This window comes from Psychrobacter immobilis (genome assembly GCF_904846225.1).
Lineage (GTDB): Bacteria > Pseudomonadota > Gammaproteobacteria > Pseudomonadales > Moraxellaceae > Psychrobacter > Psychrobacter immobilis_F.
Window position 1 is genome coordinate 245,311 of the sequence record NZ_CAJGZJ010000004.1, and the last position, 15,003, is coordinate 260,313.

Here is a 15,003-nt window from a genome sequence, read left to right on the forward strand (position 1 = left end):
CCTTTTTTAGAACACAAAAGGTTGCTTATTATGCTTATGATTAATGACTTATTAGTCATAATAAAGTGACAGAAAGTACTAAAACAAGGAGGTAGGTATGACTAATAAAACTATCGGTATCGTCGGGTTAGGTCGTATGGGTAACGGTATGGCTCAGTCTTTGCTTCGCGAGGGCTTCAAAGTGTTTGGCACGGACATAGGGGCAGCACAACGCCAAGCCGCCAAAGAAATAGGCGTGAATGTTGTTGCAGATATTAAAGCGCTGTGTGCTGAATCTAGCGTCATCATTCTATCTTTGCCAATGGCAAAGCATGTACAAGCAGTGGTCAAAGGCAAAGGTGGCATCATTGACTGTGCTCAGCCTAAAACCCTGATTATCGATACTTCTACCTCAGAACCAGAGGTGACGCGGGCACTCTCGATAGAGCTGGATCAGTTAGGCCATCAGTTATTAGATTGCCCTGTCAGTGGTGGTCCGGCAGGCGCTGAAGCCGGTACTATGGTGATGCTTGTTGGCGGTGAACCTAGTTCCCTTGAACGTGCACAGTTGTATCTAGACGCTTTGAGTTCAAAAGTGGTCTACATGGGACAATCTGGCAATGGACATGCAGCTAAACTGATCAATAATCTACTATGTGCCGCACATCTAGTGACCACCGCCGAAGCAATCGCTCTCGGTACCAAAGCAGGGCTCGATCCTGCAGATCTTATTGCTGGTTTGAACGCCGGTTCAGGTCATAGTGCGATCAGTGAAGTTAATTTCCCTCGTTGGATTCTCAATAAAGGTTTTGATTCTGGTTTCACTATGCAGCTGATGCGTAAAGACGTGCGTCTGGCAAAAAATATGATCGGTGAGATGGGCTTGGATCTACCTATAGCTGAAAAAGTAGCCAAAATTTGGGCGCAGAGCGAAGAAAACATTTCTGATCAGGATGATTTTAACTGCATTATCAAAAATGCTGGCTTGGGAGAATAGATTATGAGTTTTATCGTAGAAGGAAATGGTGAGCAGCAAGTTGACATATTGCTTAATGAACTGCTAGGTACTTCAGGGTTTGGCAGCTGGATTGATGGAGAATTGGTTGCAGGTAATGGAGACGATATCGAGCTGATTAACCCAGCAACTGGTCAGGTGTTTTTAAGCTATCGTGATGCGGGGGAATGTCTTGTTGCAACAGCCGCCGATGCCGCTATAAAAGCTCAAAAAGTATGGTTGTCAATGACCGCTAGTGCAAGAGGTCAGTTAATGTGGAAGTGCGGTATGAAAATACGCGAAGCCGCAGAACCTCTAGCACGCCTAGAGTGCATATCTGCAGGTAAGCCTATTCGTGATTGCCGGGTTGAGGTGGCAAAAGTTGCCGATATGTTTGAATACTATGCTGGTTGGTGTGACAAAATTATGGGACAAGTCATTCCCGTACCAACAAACCATTTAAACTACACTCGTCATGAGCCTTATGGTGTAGTGACTCAAATCACCCCCTGGAACGCGCCTATATTTACCGGAGGCTGGCAGATAGCGCCAGCCATCTGCGCCGGAAATGCCGTCTTACTGAAGCCATCTGAATTAACTCCACTAAGCTCCACAGTACTCGCTAAAATTCTCGAGCAAGCAGGCATCCCGCGTGGTTTGGTAAATGTCATTAATGGGCTAGGGCACACGACAGGCGCTGCCGCAATTAGCAATCCAGCAACTAAAAAAGTGGTTTTTGTCGGTTCGCCAAAGACCGGTGCTCTCATTGCTTCGGCAGCTGCACAACGTGTCATCCCTTGCGTATTAGAACTGGGTGGTAAGTCAGCCAATATCATTTTCCCTGATGCCGATCTTGATCGTGCGGTAGTGGGCGCGCAAGCTGCGGTGTTTTCTGCCGCTGGACAGAGCTGTGTGTCGGGTTCTCGGTTATTGGTTCATCGCGATGTCTATACAGAAGTCGTGGAACGTGTTGCCTCGGCAGCCAGCAAGTTGCCCGTGGGTTTGCCATGGCATGAAGGCACGATGGTGGGACCGATTAATAATCAAAAACAGTTTAATCACGTGCACTCGTTAATTGCTGACGGTATTGCTGAAGGCGCTGTTGTTGCCGCAGGCGGAAAGTCAGGTGACATTCGTGGCGGTGAAAATGGTTATTTTTATCAGCCAACCGTTTTGGCCAATGTGACAAATAATATGCGAGTCGCACAGGAAGAAATTTTTGGACCTGTTGTCTCTGTCATTTTATTTGATGACGAAGAAGAAGCGGTAGCGTTAGCCAATGATAGTCGGTTTGGTTTAGCGGGTGCCGTTTGGACGGCTGATGTCGGCCGCGCGCATCGGATGGCCGCTCAAATAAATGCGGGCACATTCTGGATAAATAGCTATAAAGCAATCAATGTCATGTCGCCGTTTGGTGGCTTTGGCGAGAGCGGCTATGGCCGATCTAGTGGCTACGAAGGTTTGCTCGAATATACACAGACTAAAAGTGTCTGGGTCGAAACCGCAAAAGATTCTGCTATCCAATTTGGTTATTCAATTCAATAGGGCATTTGGTTAATAGTATTTTAAGGTCTGGCATCAGGCTGTCTTAAATAGATTATCTAAAATGCCATTTCCTGTTTTTTTATATTCTGTCTAGACCATTAATTTTGGCATGGACGATTTAATTTTTAAGTTTTGGCTTTTGTTGTTTCCCGTTTGGTAATATAAAAGGAAGAAGACACATGTTAATTAACGAAACCCTGCTGGGTGAAGTAAAGCAGTGGCGTAAGCAGATTCATAGTCAACCAGAGCTTGGTTTTAAAGAGTTCAAGACGTCATCATTTATCGTCGACAAGTTACAATCCTTTGGGATCGAAGTGCATCAAGGGTTGGGCGGTACTGGAGTTGTCGGTACGCTGAAGAATGGCTCAGGCCCCAATATTGGAATACGAGCTGATATCGATGCTTTACCAATAAAAGAGCAAAACAACGTTGATTATAAATCCACTCATGAAAACTGTATGCATGCCTGTGGTCATGATGGTCACACCTCAGTTCTGCTTGGTACGGCAAAGCATCTCAGCCAAAACAAAGATTTTAGCGGCACCATTCATTTTATATTTCAACCTGCTGAAGAAGTCTTAGGCGGCGCACAGGCAATGATTAATGATGGGTTGTTTGATAAGTTTCCTATGGACGCTATCTACGGGTTACATAACTGGCCAGGATTACCTGTGGGAGAGATTGCGGTCAATAACGGACCTATGATGGCATCTTTTGATACCTTTGAGATTACTTTGACTGGCAAAGGCACTCATGCAGCCATGCCACATTTAGGGGCTGATCCTATAGCAGCAGGCGCGGCATTGATTACTAATATTCAGTCTATTATCTCTCGTCGAATATCTCCCCTCAAATCAGGCGTCATTAGCGTCACTCAAATGAATAGTGGCGACACGACCAACGTCATCCCTGACTACGCTATTCTAAAAGGAACGGTTCGCAGCTTTGATATGGACGTACGCCAGTCCATGCAGGATATGCTCACAGAAATGGTTAAAGCGCTACCGCCTTTATATGGTGTCACAGGTGAGATGGATTACCATATTCGCTATCCAGTGACCACTAATGACAGTCAAGCCTATCTTGAAATCAAAGAGGCTGCTACGAAAGTGTTGGGCGCTGATAAAGTAAAAACTGAGGTAGAGCCATCAATGGCTTCTGAGGATTTTTCATTCATGAGTCAAGCCGTTAAAGGCGCTTATTTTTGGTTAGGTGTTGATGGTAGCAATCCCTCAAAACCATTACACAATGCGTCTTATGATTTTAATGACGATGCTATTGAGACGGGTATCAAAGTATGGGTTTCTTTAGTTGAGTCTCAATTACCAAAAATTTCTGCATAAACCAAATCATAAAATGCAAAAGGAGTTGCTATGAATAATACCACTGTACTATCAAGCACAATGACGAAGCACTTATTTGATTGGAAGCTGCATTTACTAGTGATTATTACATCGCTACTTGCAGAATGGATAGGGATCATCAAGATTCCAATTGGTATTGGTACATTAGTCTTACTGCCTTTGCTATACGCATTCATATTTACGATATTGTTGAACCCCAACGTTATACCCTCAATGAAAGCGGTCATCTCCAAAGACCGAGCAAAATTTGCAAGCTATGCTGTTCTCTTGAGTATCATGCCGTTTATTGCAAAATTTGGCGTTGGTGTCGGCCCTAAAGTCGAAGAAATAATAGCCGCAGGTCCCGCTTTGTTGCTACAAGAATTAGGCAACGTAGCGACTGCCCTTATTGCCTTACCTGTTGCTGTATTGGTGTTTGGAATGGGAAGAGAGGCTATTGGTGCTACTCACTCAATTGCTCGTGAACCTAATATTGCGCTCATTGCTGATAAGTATGGACTTCAGAGCGCCGAAGGTATTGGTGTAATGGGTGTCTATGTAATGGGTACGTTGTTTGGCGCGATTTACTTCTCATTAATGGCGGGTATTATTGCCTCTATGGATATCATGGATATTCGTGCATTAGCAATGGCTTGTGGTATCGGTAGTGGTAGTATGATGGGTGCCTGTTCGGCCGCGCTCGCAGAAACTGTGCCTGCTCAAGCGGAAACGATCACTGCGTTTGCAGCAACCTCTAACTTACTGACTTACGCCACAGGGCTGTTCGTCAGTTTATTTGTTGCTCTACCATTCACAGAGTTTTTATATAAAGTCCTTAGCAAATTTAAGAAGAATGATAGTACCGCTGCTACGAAAACAGATCCTGATCTAAAAATACCAGAACAATCTATTTTATCAGTATGGCAGTCCTTATCGCTGTTAGCGGTAATATGCATAGTCTTATTACTAAGTAATTGGGTAGGGCAAGGCGTCAATCCAATCTCTGCACTACCTGCCATGTTGATTCTGTTCGCTTGTTGTATCGTTGGCGTCCTATTAAAGGAAGTCATTCCTGTCAATGTCCCCGCTATTGCTTGGATATCAATTGTGGCTATTTTGATATCTTTGCCACAGTTTCCAATGAGCGAGTATGTCCTAGTAGAAACAGATAAGTTAGGCGTATTACAACTTATCACGCCTGTACTTGCCTATGCAGGGTTTGCAATTTCTCAGATGGAGGTGAATTTGTTCAAGAAGTCTGGATTTAAAATTGCCGTGGTTGCGCTACTTACCTTTACTGGCACTTTCTTGGGTTCTGCCATCATCGCTCAAGCTACGCTATAAAAGGCGCAAAGGCGTTCAATCAGTGGCTGCGCGGTGATATGATGTACTTGGAAATCCAAGCACTTTGGATCGCTACTAACGATAGGATGGATGGAAGGGGTTTCTAGATATTACTGGCATGCAGTATGCTTACAAAACTTTCATCCATGACTTCATATGCTGTAGTAATTCATGCGGGCCGTGCGATAGATGACGGCCCAACCGAGTTACGAGATGAGCTTCACCGCTTGCCAGTAGCGTATTGTCGATAGGAATTGCTATCAAATGGCCGTCTTTCACTTCTTTGGACACGACAAAATATGGTAGAAAGGTAAATCCCATATTTGAGCGGGCGAAATTCTTTAGTACAGCGAATGAGTCAGTGGTTAGAATAGGATTAAATCGAATCTTTTGTTGAAATTCGGCCATTGCTAGTAACTGACGTACACCAAAACGACTTTCAGCCAGCCCCACCGGATATTCTAGAAGCTCCTTTAACTGTAATGGTTTATTTCGATCGGCTAGCGGGTGGTCGGGCGAAATAATAATATACATTGGCTGACGACTGACAGCCTGTGAACGGATGCGCGGGTGACTACTAGAATGGAACACTAGCCCTATATGCGCTTCATCTTCTTCAACCTGACGAATCACTTCGTTTGATCCACCAGTACTGATTGAAAGTGTCAGCGCCGGATATAAACGGGCAAAATCAGATAATGGTCCCAACATCAAATCCCCAACAAAACCATCACCCACTGCTAACTTGATATGACCTTGCTGTAATCCCAACAGCGCCTGTAATTTGGAAACACAAGTCTCTTCAGCGGAGAGTGATTCCCGATAAAACTGTAAGAGAATACTACCAGCTTCTGTCGGCGTTACTCCTTTGCGGTGCCGTTCAATAAGAGTGCAGGCTAATTCTTCCTCTAACAGAGATATTTGCCGACTAATGGCCGAAGGAGCGATATTGAGCTTATCTGCTGCAGCCCTGATCGTACCCATCGTTACCGCCTCATAAAGATAGCATAACCGCTTTCCATTAATCTCCGTCATTATTTCCTCTTGCTCTGTTCTTGGTTTCATTGAATAAGGGCAGCACTTTGCCACTATCCTCTCCGTTAGCATTGGCAAGAAACTAAGCGCCATAGGCTCATCGAACTATAAGACTGAGCTATGCTGAAAAAACCTTACAGATAAACTTGGTAAACTAACGACTCAATGAGACGTTCATCATAACCAAAAAAATCATAGCTTATAGCACAGAAATTTTATAACGAGACTTTACCTTCAATCATTTATATGGGATAGATTTCATATAGTATAGCTGAAAAGCATGGGTTTGAATTTATAACCAGTGTCACCCCTTATATTTATAGACCTTGATTTTACAGAAAATCATACAAGATATGACAAGCTGAGGTGAAATAGTGGTGTTATTTTCTATTTCCAAATACTATTAATCTAGGAACAAAAACAATGACAAATCTTGATATTATAAAAAGTACCTACGAAGGTAAAACCGCAGAAGAAAATGGTGCAAATCTCAAACGCCACACAACAAGTGAAACACTGTGGACCGAAGCAGCTGGTTTTCCTTATGCGGGAACGTACCAAGGCTTTGACGCCATTGAAAAAAACGTTTTTGCGCGTCTGGGCAGTGAGTGGGATGGCTTTAATTTTGCGGTAGAAGACTATGTTGCTGCTGGCGATAAAGTTTTTGCTTACGGCACTTATAGCGCTACTAACAAAGCAACTGGCAAGTTCTTTGAGGCCAGAGTGGCTCATCTATGGAAATTGGAAGATAGCAAAATTATAAGTTTTGAACAATTTGTTGATAGTAAAATCGTTAGTGATGCGATGTAAAATAGCCTTTCTGAATATGCTTAGACAAGAGCTTGTTTATTCTGGTGATGATGCGTCGGCGACAGCAGGCATGAGTAAATGGATGGGTGACGCAGGCTATTTTGCAGTGAATCTAGGTTCATTGGCTGTTGGTGGCATGTTTGCAAGCTTACTGTTTGGAACCTTGTCTGCGACTAACTTCGTTTAAATAGGAATTAACATTCGGTCCATTGATGATTCTTTCAAAAAAGAGTTTGTCTATGGACCGAATTGCATATTGTTTTAGGATATTTTTTAACAATACAGGATGCTCACGATGAATATAAACAAGACAGAAATAACAGGTAAAAATAAAGATCAAGTTGCATTGATAACAGGCGGAAGCCGAGGTCTTGGTCGTAGCGCTGCGCTTCATCTCGCTAGTCGTGGCATTGATACGGTGATTACTTATCGTACCAATAAAGCAGAAGCTGAAGCGGTGGCTGAAGAAGTACGTGTCTTAGGAGGACAGGTTGTCGCAATAGCGCTGGATGTTAGTGATACCGCAAATTTTCCTGCTTTTAAAGCGTCTTTGCAGCAGGTTTTGTTGACTCACTGGCAGCGCGATAGTTTCGATCATTTGATTAATAATGCAGGAATCGGAATTCATGCGCCACTTGAATCTACAAGCGAGTCTCAATTTGATGAGTTGATGCGAATTCATCTTAAAGGGCCATTCTTTTTGACTCAGACTGTACTTCCTCTTTTAGCCGATGGTGGTAGCATATTAAACGTATCTAGCGGGCTGACAAGGTTTTCATTACCAGGCTATGCGGCCTATGCCATGATGAAAGGCGGTGTAGAAGTAATGACACATTACATGGCCAAAGAATTTGGTGCTCGTGGTATTCGTGTGAATACTATCGCACCAGGCGCCATCGAGACTGACTTTGGTGGTGGTGCAGTGCGAGATATGGAAGATCTAAATCAGTTTGTTTCTTCAGTCACAGCATTAGGACGGGCAGGACTGCCTGATGATATTGGTGCTGTTATTGCTTCGCTTATTTCGGATGATAGTCGTTGGGTTAATGCTCAACGTATCGAAGCGTCAGGCGGTATGTTTATTTAATACTTATATAAGAAACAATTAATTTGTTAGTTTAGGGCGTGTTGAATATTCGAGCATGATACTGACAGTAGCTATTTGTGAATGATCAACACGCACCAATTGGTCGAATCCATAGCATGACTATTTATTATTAGAACCTTATTTATAGAACTTCATTCATATAATGGATAACGAGCACCGAGAGATGCCCATGTATTTTAGAAGCAGAAAAATAGTAAGTCGGGGTCAATTATAAAATCAGTGATTATAGCGTAAGCACGAAATGGTCACGTTTTAGTCACGGTGCTGATTTTCGGGCTTTTAATATATTAGCTAAACTTATAGTTACACTAAATAGCCAATACTGAAAATCGCTGTAATCCTCGAAAATTAGACAAAAAAAAGCTTCACTGCTCATATAAAGAGTAGTGAGGCTTTCTGATTTTTCAAGCCATGTTAAGTGCACGGCATATTAAATCTGCTGCCATGCGTTTATTGATAGTATAGTCGACCAGATTTTTGGTGTATAAGTCCTTGACCCTCCACTAGCTCTCATTCGTCCAAATATAGGTAATACCACTACAGTTTGCTCAGTATAATAGCAGTATACTTAGAATGATTAATTTGAGGTATTCAATGTTCAAACAAAATAGACAAGCATTAGTGGTTGAAGGCGGCGGCATGCGTGGCGCATTTACCAGTGGGGTCTTAGACACCTTTTTAGAACAACAATTCAATCCTTTTGATCTTTGTGTGGGGGTTTCCTCAGGTTCAACCAATATTGCTAACTATTTGGCTGCACAACAAGGTCGCACTCTGCATATTTACTTGGATCATTCCCTTCGATCTGAATTTATTCACTATGGTCGTTTCTTTAAAGGTGGCGACTTATTGGATTTAAAGTGGATGTGGAACGTAGTGGAACAAGAATATCCACTGAATCAAGCACAGTTATTTGCCAATTCTGCGGAATTTTACATGGTATTAACGCATGCTATTTCAGGCGAGGCTACCTATATAAAAGCGTCTAAAGACAATATCTTGGATGGATTAAGAGCCTCAAGTTCTATTCCAGTGCTGACTCGACAAGCAGTTGAGATATGCGGTGAACCCTATTTTGATGGTGGTGTAGCAGATGCTTTGCCTGTGCATTGGGCGGCTCAACAAGATCATGTCGCTAAGCTCATGGTCATACGTACTCGCCCTCAAAATTACTCTAAAACAAGTCGCAAAGGCGATCAGCTTTTGGCCAAATATTTTGCTAAGCAGCAATATGGTTTTTCCCAAAGCCTACTAACAAGAACCCAACGGTATAATGACGCCGTACAATTTCTACAGACTTCCTCATCACAGAAGCTTTTAGAGGTTTGTCCACCTAACTTAAAAAATATGGCGAGTCGATTGTCCAAAAATAAAGCTAAAATCCGTTATAGCTATGATGTAGGGCTAGAGGCTGGATATCAAGCGATGGAAGATTGGCATAAGCTTTAATCTATAGGTTCTTTACTATTTAGTTAGTCCTCTCATAAGTTGTAAAACGATTCAGTAAAACCCTATTTCATGCATCACATCAAGTAGTAGTTTTCTACATAATTAATGTATGCACTTATAGTGTTGGAAGGCTAATAATTCTAAGCATAAAGCACTTATTAAATAGGATTAAGCTATGGCGTACCAGCATGACCAACTTTAACCTGTGTAGATAGCATACGACCTTTAGTCTCAGCCGTACGTGACGCTTCGTCCCAATCAGGTGCTGCACACATAAACAAGGTCTTACCATCTTGTCCGCCAAGAGCCACTGCAAAAATACCATCAGGTGCCGTACCAACAGTTTCTAAGATTTCACCACCTTCTGCTATACGAACAGCACGCTGATTCAAGGTATCTGCAATCCAAACAGCGCCCTCATTATCTAATGCGAGACCATCAGGTAAGATGCTGGCATTTTCTATGCGCGCGCCTACATTCGGCTCATCTCCTAATTCTCCAAAGTTAGCAAAGTCACGCTTCTCTCCCAAAGTCCCGTCTTCTTTAATATTGAACTGTGAGATTTTATTACCAAATAACTCATTGACGATCAACGTCTTTTGGTCAGCAGAGATGACCATACCATTTGGAAAAGCCAATCCTTCTGCCACAATCTGCGACTTGCCATCAGGTTTCACTAGTATAAGAGCCGCGTGTTTATGGTCAGCGCCGCCCATCAGATCAAAGCCAAAGTTACCGACGTAAGCATTACCATTAGGGGCAACGACCATGTCATTAGCATGTCCATCACAGTGCTCCCAGATATCTGCATGAACGACCAACTCACCATCGTCTTCTAGGCGTAGGACTTTACGATCTTTCATCGATACGACCAGCATACGACCATCGGGTAGCCAGCCTAAACCCGAGGGTTGTTGCTCAATATGAACAATTTTTTCTGCAACGCCTTCATCATTCACACGGTAAACACCTTTGGTATAAAAATCGACGAACCATAAGGCATCTTTGTACCAGCGAGGACCTTCTAGATAATGAAAGCCATCGACGACCACGTTTAATTTGTATTCTGACATAACTATTTCCTTTGAGTAGTGGATATCTTCCTTGATAAATAACGCTGTTTTAAATAATACGAGTCTCTTTTTTAGAGTATCTCCTCATATATTGTTGTTACCTCATTTAACGTCATATCTTTAGGATTGGTTGCGATTAGCCGAGCATAAGTATTTATCACGATGTCTGCTAAGGCGGGGATGTCTTGATCGGTTATATCTAATTCGTTTAAACGATATTTAAGGCCACTCGTTTCTAAAAACATTTTTAATTGTTGGATAAACAAGCTTGCGGCCTCTAAGTCTGTCATACCTAAGGTCTGGGACGGCATAACGGCATGAGCTAGCTCTGCATAAAGAGGGGCTGCTGCTGATAAATTAAAGGTAAAGACACCGCACATAACAAGCGCATTGGCATGTCCATGCGGGATATGAAAGTTGATACTAAGCGGGTAGGATAGTCCATGTACTGCAGCTACGGATGAGTTCACAAAGGCGATACCAGCCAAAGTTGAGCCTAATAACATGTTAGAGCGAGCATCGATATCATCGCCTTGGTTCAATACTTTCTCAAAATTATTCCATAGCATCTGCAAGCCTTTGACAGCCAACGCATCTGACATAGGGTTCTTTTTAGTGCGGCTCGTGTAAGCTTCGATGCAATGAACCATGGCATCTAAAGCGGTTGCAGCAGTGATGTGACGAGGTAGCTTAAGAGTAAGCGTCGCATCTAAAATGGCGACATCAGGCAGGATTTTGGGCGTATATATGGCTTTTTTGCTACCATCTTTTGCGGTGATGACTGAGACAAAGGTAGATTCTGCACCTGTGCCAGCGGTGGTCGGTATCGCAAACAAAGGTGACTTGTGAAAACCACTCACATCTTTATCCAAAATGTCGTTTACTGACTCAAATTCGTTTGAATGTAAGGCGACGATTTTTGCAGTATCGATAGAGCTGCCGCCACCTAGACCAATAATTAGATTACAGCTGTTGTTTCTAGCAATTTTAATAGCGTCATTGACGACTTCAATAGGCGGATCGGCGATGACGCTATCGAATACAACAACATTAACACCAGCTTCTTGCAATGATTGCCGAGCAATATCGACATAGCCCAGCTGAGTGATTCCAGCATCTGTAACGATAATAGCGGACGTCGCATGATATTGCTTAGCTAACGTCCCGAGCTTTTGACGCATACTGTCAGCTTCACTGATGATATGACCATTGGTATAAAATTCAATCCCTGTCATTCTATGCTTCCTTATATAGACGAACGAATATTTTAAGCCTTCATGAACCTAATATAACAGGGATATTTTTACATATCTATAAGATCATTTTGGGTTGTCTAGTACTCATGCATATTAAGTATTATTCATCAATTAATCACACTCTAGGGCGTGTCCTCAATTCAAACGATAATATCTAAATAGGCTAAAAATGGCTAAATTTTGCCAAATATCGTTAAATAGCTCACTAATATCTCGATATTATCTGCACCATTTTCCTTGTTTGACTGCCATTTATAGAATTCTTATCACCATTTTTAAAATAATGAGGAGAAGCCCTAATTGTTTTAAGGGATGAAATGTCTGGTTCCGTTGGGGTATACCCATTTTTACCAAAACCCCTTTCATCTACTAATCTTCATCAATATTAAGCTTTAATATAGTCGAAGCTAAAATTCTCATAAGGCATCATCAACGCTTGTAAAGATCTTATTCACTGTCATAAAGTAGCATTCTTATGATATTATGTTTTTTTGTTAGGTATTCTTTCTATAGTGCATCAACGTTAGAATTTTTATCCACAAATATTGCCTATGTCAGACAGTTGGTAATACGATGACCTTATCATGACTACTAAGCGTCGCAAACTGGTTTCATCATTAGTGATGATGCGCTTTGGTATGCTGCTCGCGTGTTTTGCTTGGCTGATGCACGCCACAATGTTACTGACTCCTTTATGGGACGATAATGCCCATTTGGGTCATGGTGTCTGTATCAAGCTTGCGCCGATTGTTGCTGCTGCCAAGCAATATAAGCGGATACACCGCGATATAGCTCACACAGAATATAATCTACCTGATGATGGTGCGGCTTATCATTTACATCACCGTGCCGCCCCCAAGTCTATAGTATCGATTTCAACCGTTAACCCATTAATAACTGCCGATGCAAAGGCTTCATCAGAAGCCATGCATAGTAATCATAACGTTGAAAGTTCTGATCCAGATACTACAAAACATGCCAGCTGTGATATTTGTCTTTCGATGTCTGCGGTACTTGTGCCAGAAGTTTTTGCACACACTGAACCAGAATCGATTGAGTTATTTGGGCCATTAGTCACTTTTTTACACCACTTAAATATTGACTATCCCAATAATTTTTTACGACCCCTCGTACGTGCACCTCCTCAATCCATATTCGCATAAACATTTGTAGCTCAATATTTATAAAGCATTACCGACGTGATATTGATCCATGAGCTGATTTGATGCTCTGATCACTATGCTCGTTTGTATAGGCTTACCTAAAATATTGGGTATCAAGATGCTATCTATTTATATCGGTCAATATTCGGTGAGTACCTCGTCTGAGCAGATGAATGGCTTAGGATGTATTCTGGTACAAAAAACGGAATGACTGATCTTATTTACTTTATGTTTTAGGAGTCATTTTTATGACTATGGCATTGTTAATTGCAGCATTATTGATGGGGTTTTTTGGTTCACCCCATTGTTTGGGCATGTGTGGGGGTATTGTTGCGGCGTTTGGCTTGTCTATGAAAGACATTAGCCCAGCAAAAAAGCGTGGTCTTATTGCCACGTACCATCTAGGCCGATTACTCAGTTATGCGTTATTAGGATTGGTTGCCGGTTTGATTGGCATTACTGTATTGGGACCATTGATGATGAGTAATAGCACACCTCGCATTTTACTTGGGTTGGTCTTGGTTTTTGTGGGACTGACGATGCTCGGTCTTCCTTTTTTAAATAAGCTTGAACGATTTGGTATGAAGTTTTGGCAAAAATTGGCACCTCTACGCACAAAAGTATTTCCTTTAAATACGGTGCCCAAGGCACTAGCCGCGGGTTTGCTTTGGGGATTTCTGCCATGCGGTCTGGTGTACGGTGCATTACTTATTGCCGTCGTTGGTCATGATCCATTAACAGGTGCTACTTTAATGTTTGTTTTTGGGCTGGGTACTATTCCTATGCTGGTTGCTACTCATGGGACAGTCAATTGGGTACGGCATCATATTGGGCGTCTGCGCCTACGACAATTAAATGGCGCAATTATGATGATATCTGGGCTGGCCGTTGTCGCTGTGCCTATGGTCATGGCCAATATGCATGGAAATATGGATCATGGGCAAATGAATCATGAACAAATGAATCATGAGCAAATGAATCATGAGCAAATGAATCATGAGCAATAAATATACCTCTTAGCCAGGTAATTTCAAAAAAACTCAAAGCTTCTGATCTTGGTATCGCTTCAATATAGTGGTAGGTAGCATAACGTCGGCATTTTTTATATTTAATGAACCTTGATAAAGCATGCCTAAAGCTAATAAGCCAGATAATGAACACCGATTCGAGAACAGAGCGGTATAACCAATTATTATTTAAGGATCTACTGATGAGTAGACAAAGCCAAAAACCAAAGAACAATCAGCATTACTTTACCGTATGGCGTTGGCATTTTTATTCAGGTATTTTTATAGCACCATTTTTGATTATCTTGGCTTGTAGCGCCCTAGGTATGTTGCTCATGTCCAACATTACAGGTCGCGACTACGATCGCTTGACGATTACCCCGCAGTCTACGGTACAAACGACGGTTTCTACTCAAGCCAAGGCGGCTCTTGAGAGTCTTCCCAATAGTACGCTTGTCAAGTATGTGGCGCCTCGAGAGCCAAATACGGTTGCTTTATTTCAAGTGAAATCAGAAACTCAAAATAACATGGTCGCTGTTGACCCTTATACCGCAGAGATTGTAAAAAGCATACCGACGCAAAGTAATTTATATCATACTTTTGATGCGATTCATGGTGATTTGCTATTAGGGACAGTGGGTGACTATATTCAAGAAACGACAGCGTCTTTGACCGTTTTGATGATTCTGACGGGTTGGTATTTATGGTGGAAAAAACGCAAGTCTGTCAAAGCGATGTTAGTGCCTGATGATAATACAAGCCTAAAACAAAAGCGTTCATTTTTTCGAACTATACACGCCACATTAGGCAGCTGGATATCTGACCCCTGCCGTCAAATCCGTATAGTTAAACTTGGGAGATTTTAGTTATGCAGCTTGACGATAATAATCAAACCAC

At 42.2% G+C, this 15,003-nt stretch carries 14 protein-coding genes and 1 pseudogene; 11 read left to right on the plus strand and 4 right to left on the minus strand.

Annotated features, from left to right (window positions below; all coding sequences use genetic code 11):
- Nucleotides 1-97: 97 nt before the first annotated feature.
- The 4 genes from JMX48_RS05140 (at nucleotide 98) to JMX48_RS05155 (ending at nucleotide 5,205) form a co-directional block, all read left to right on the plus strand.
- Nucleotides 98-976, plus strand: coding sequence for an NAD(P)-dependent oxidoreductase (locus tag JMX48_RS05140; RefSeq protein WP_201535115.1), 879 nt, complete (start codon nucleotides 98-100; stop codon nucleotides 974-976).
- Nucleotides 977-979: 3 nt separating this feature from the next.
- Nucleotides 980-2,518, plus strand: a complete 1,539-nt coding sequence (locus JMX48_RS05145) for an aldehyde dehydrogenase family protein (protein ID WP_201535118.1) — start codon at nucleotides 980-982, stop codon at nucleotides 2,516-2,518.
- A 179-nt stretch (nucleotides 2,519-2,697) separates the two neighbouring features.
- A complete protein-coding gene (locus JMX48_RS05150) occupies nucleotides 2,698-3,861 on the plus strand; it encodes a M20 aminoacylase family protein (protein ID WP_201535121.1) in 1,164 nt (387 codons plus the stop codon).
- Between the two features lie 30 nt (nucleotides 3,862-3,891).
- On the plus strand, nucleotides 3,892-5,205 hold the full coding sequence (locus JMX48_RS05155) for a DUF3100 domain-containing protein (protein WP_201535123.1): 1,314 nt from the start codon (nucleotides 3,892-3,894) through the stop codon (nucleotides 5,203-5,205).
- Between the two features lie 129 nt (nucleotides 5,206-5,334).
- Here the strand turns inward: JMX48_RS05155 and JMX48_RS05160 are convergent, their stop codons facing one another.
- Entirely contained in the window at nucleotides 5,335-6,240 is a 906-nt protein-coding gene (locus JMX48_RS05160) for a LysR family transcriptional regulator (protein WP_201535126.1), read from the minus strand.
- 423 nt (nucleotides 6,241-6,663) lie between these two features.
- Here JMX48_RS05160 and JMX48_RS05165 point away from each other — a divergent pair, with 423 nt between their 5' ends.
- The 3 genes from JMX48_RS05165 to JMX48_RS05175 all read left to right on the plus strand — a co-directional run bounded on the left by JMX48_RS05165 (nucleotide 6,664) and on the right by JMX48_RS05175 (nucleotide 8,137).
- Nucleotides 6,664-7,050 (plus strand): nuclear transport factor 2 family protein, encoded by a 387-nt coding sequence (locus JMX48_RS05165; protein WP_201535128.1) that lies wholly within the window; start codon nucleotides 6,664-6,666, stop codon nucleotides 7,048-7,050.
- A 16-nt stretch (nucleotides 7,051-7,066) separates the two neighbouring features.
- A complete protein-coding gene (locus JMX48_RS05170) occupies nucleotides 7,067-7,237 on the plus strand; it encodes a hypothetical protein (protein WP_201535130.1) in 171 nt (56 codons plus the stop codon).
- A 108-nt stretch (nucleotides 7,238-7,345) separates the two neighbouring features.
- Nucleotides 7,346-8,137: an SDR family NAD(P)-dependent oxidoreductase gene (locus tag JMX48_RS05175; RefSeq protein ID WP_201535132.1), complete on the plus strand. Its 792-nt coding sequence runs from the start codon at nucleotides 7,346-7,348 to the stop codon at nucleotides 8,135-8,137.
- Between the two features lie 428 nt (nucleotides 8,138-8,565).
- Here the strand turns inward: JMX48_RS05175 and JMX48_RS05180 are convergent.
- A pseudogene (locus tag JMX48_RS05180) lies at nucleotides 8,566-8,697 on the minus strand (IS3 family transposase); the annotation flags it as partial.
- Between the two features lie 55 nt (nucleotides 8,698-8,752).
- Here JMX48_RS05180 and JMX48_RS05185 point away from each other — a divergent pair.
- Nucleotides 8,753-9,607: a patatin family protein gene (locus tag JMX48_RS05185; protein WP_201535134.1), complete on the plus strand. Its 855-nt coding sequence runs from the start codon at nucleotides 8,753-8,755 to the stop codon at nucleotides 9,605-9,607.
- Between the two features lie 173 nt (nucleotides 9,608-9,780).
- Here JMX48_RS05185 and JMX48_RS05190 read toward each other — a convergent pair whose 3' ends face one another.
- Complete coding sequence (locus tag JMX48_RS05190; protein ID WP_201535136.1) at nucleotides 9,781-10,680, minus strand: SMP-30/gluconolactonase/LRE family protein; 900 nt, start codon at nucleotides 10,678-10,680, stop codon at nucleotides 9,781-9,783.
- 71 nt (nucleotides 10,681-10,751) lie between these two features.
- Nucleotides 10,752-11,915 carry an iron-containing alcohol dehydrogenase gene (locus tag JMX48_RS05195; RefSeq protein WP_201535139.1) on the minus strand — a complete coding sequence of 388 codons (1,164 nt, stop codon included), beginning with the start codon at nucleotides 11,913-11,915 and terminating at the stop codon, nucleotides 10,752-10,754.
- Between the two features lie 605 nt (nucleotides 11,916-12,520).
- Between JMX48_RS05195 and JMX48_RS05200 the strand changes: the two genes are divergently transcribed.
- From JMX48_RS05200 to JMX48_RS05210, 3 genes are all read left to right on the plus strand, one after another.
- Nucleotides 12,521-13,099: a hypothetical protein gene (locus tag JMX48_RS05200; protein WP_201535141.1), complete on the plus strand. Its 579-nt coding sequence runs from the start codon at nucleotides 12,521-12,523 to the stop codon at nucleotides 13,097-13,099.
- Between the two features lie 248 nt (nucleotides 13,100-13,347).
- Entirely contained in the window at nucleotides 13,348-14,106 is a 759-nt protein-coding gene (locus JMX48_RS05205; protein WP_201535143.1) for a sulfite exporter TauE/SafE family protein, read from the plus strand.
- A 203-nt stretch (nucleotides 14,107-14,309) separates the two neighbouring features.
- Nucleotides 14,310-14,972 carry a PepSY-associated TM helix domain-containing protein gene (locus JMX48_RS05210; RefSeq protein ID WP_201535145.1) on the plus strand — a complete coding sequence of 221 codons (663 nt, stop codon included), beginning with the start codon at nucleotides 14,310-14,312 and terminating at the stop codon, nucleotides 14,970-14,972.
- Nucleotides 14,973-15,003: the final 31 nt, after the last annotated feature.

Coding starts and splice junctions, on each gene's coding strand:
- JMX48_RS05205 (WP_201535143.1), top strand. CDS start 13,348: ATGACTATGGCATTGTTAATTGCAGCATTATTGATGGGGTTTTTTGGT.
- JMX48_RS05195 (WP_201535139.1), bottom strand. CDS start 11,915: ATGACAGGGATTGAATTTTATACCAATGGTCATATCATCAGTGAAGCT.
- JMX48_RS05160 (WP_201535126.1), bottom strand. CDS start 6,240: ATGACGGAGATTAATGGAAAGCGGTTATGCTATCTTTATGAGGCGGTA.
- JMX48_RS05175 (WP_201535132.1), top strand. CDS start 7,346: ATGAATATAAACAAGACAGAAATAACAGGTAAAAATAAAGATCAAGTT.
- JMX48_RS05140 (WP_201535115.1), top strand. CDS start 98: ATGACTAATAAAACTATCGGTATCGTCGGGTTAGGTCGTATGGGTAAC.
- JMX48_RS05190 (WP_201535136.1), bottom strand. CDS start 10,680: ATGTCAGAATACAAATTAAACGTGGTCGTCGATGGCTTTCATTATCTA.
- JMX48_RS05145 (WP_201535118.1), top strand. CDS start 980: ATGAGTTTTATCGTAGAAGGAAATGGTGAGCAGCAAGTTGACATATTG.
- JMX48_RS05185 (WP_201535134.1), top strand. CDS start 8,753: ATGTTCAAACAAAATAGACAAGCATTAGTGGTTGAAGGCGGCGGCATG.
- JMX48_RS05150 (WP_201535121.1), top strand. CDS start 2,698: ATGTTAATTAACGAAACCCTGCTGGGTGAAGTAAAGCAGTGGCGTAAG.
- JMX48_RS05155 (WP_201535123.1), top strand. CDS start 3,892: ATGAATAATACCACTGTACTATCAAGCACAATGACGAAGCACTTATTT.
- JMX48_RS05165 (WP_201535128.1), top strand. CDS start 6,664: ATGACAAATCTTGATATTATAAAAAGTACCTACGAAGGTAAAACCGCA.
- JMX48_RS05210 (WP_201535145.1), top strand. CDS start 14,310: ATGAGTAGACAAAGCCAAAAACCAAAGAACAATCAGCATTACTTTACC.
- JMX48_RS05200 (WP_201535141.1), top strand. CDS start 12,521: ATGACTACTAAGCGTCGCAAACTGGTTTCATCATTAGTGATGATGCGC.
- JMX48_RS05170 (WP_201535130.1), top strand. CDS start 7,067: ATGCTTAGACAAGAGCTTGTTTATTCTGGTGATGATGCGTCGGCGACA.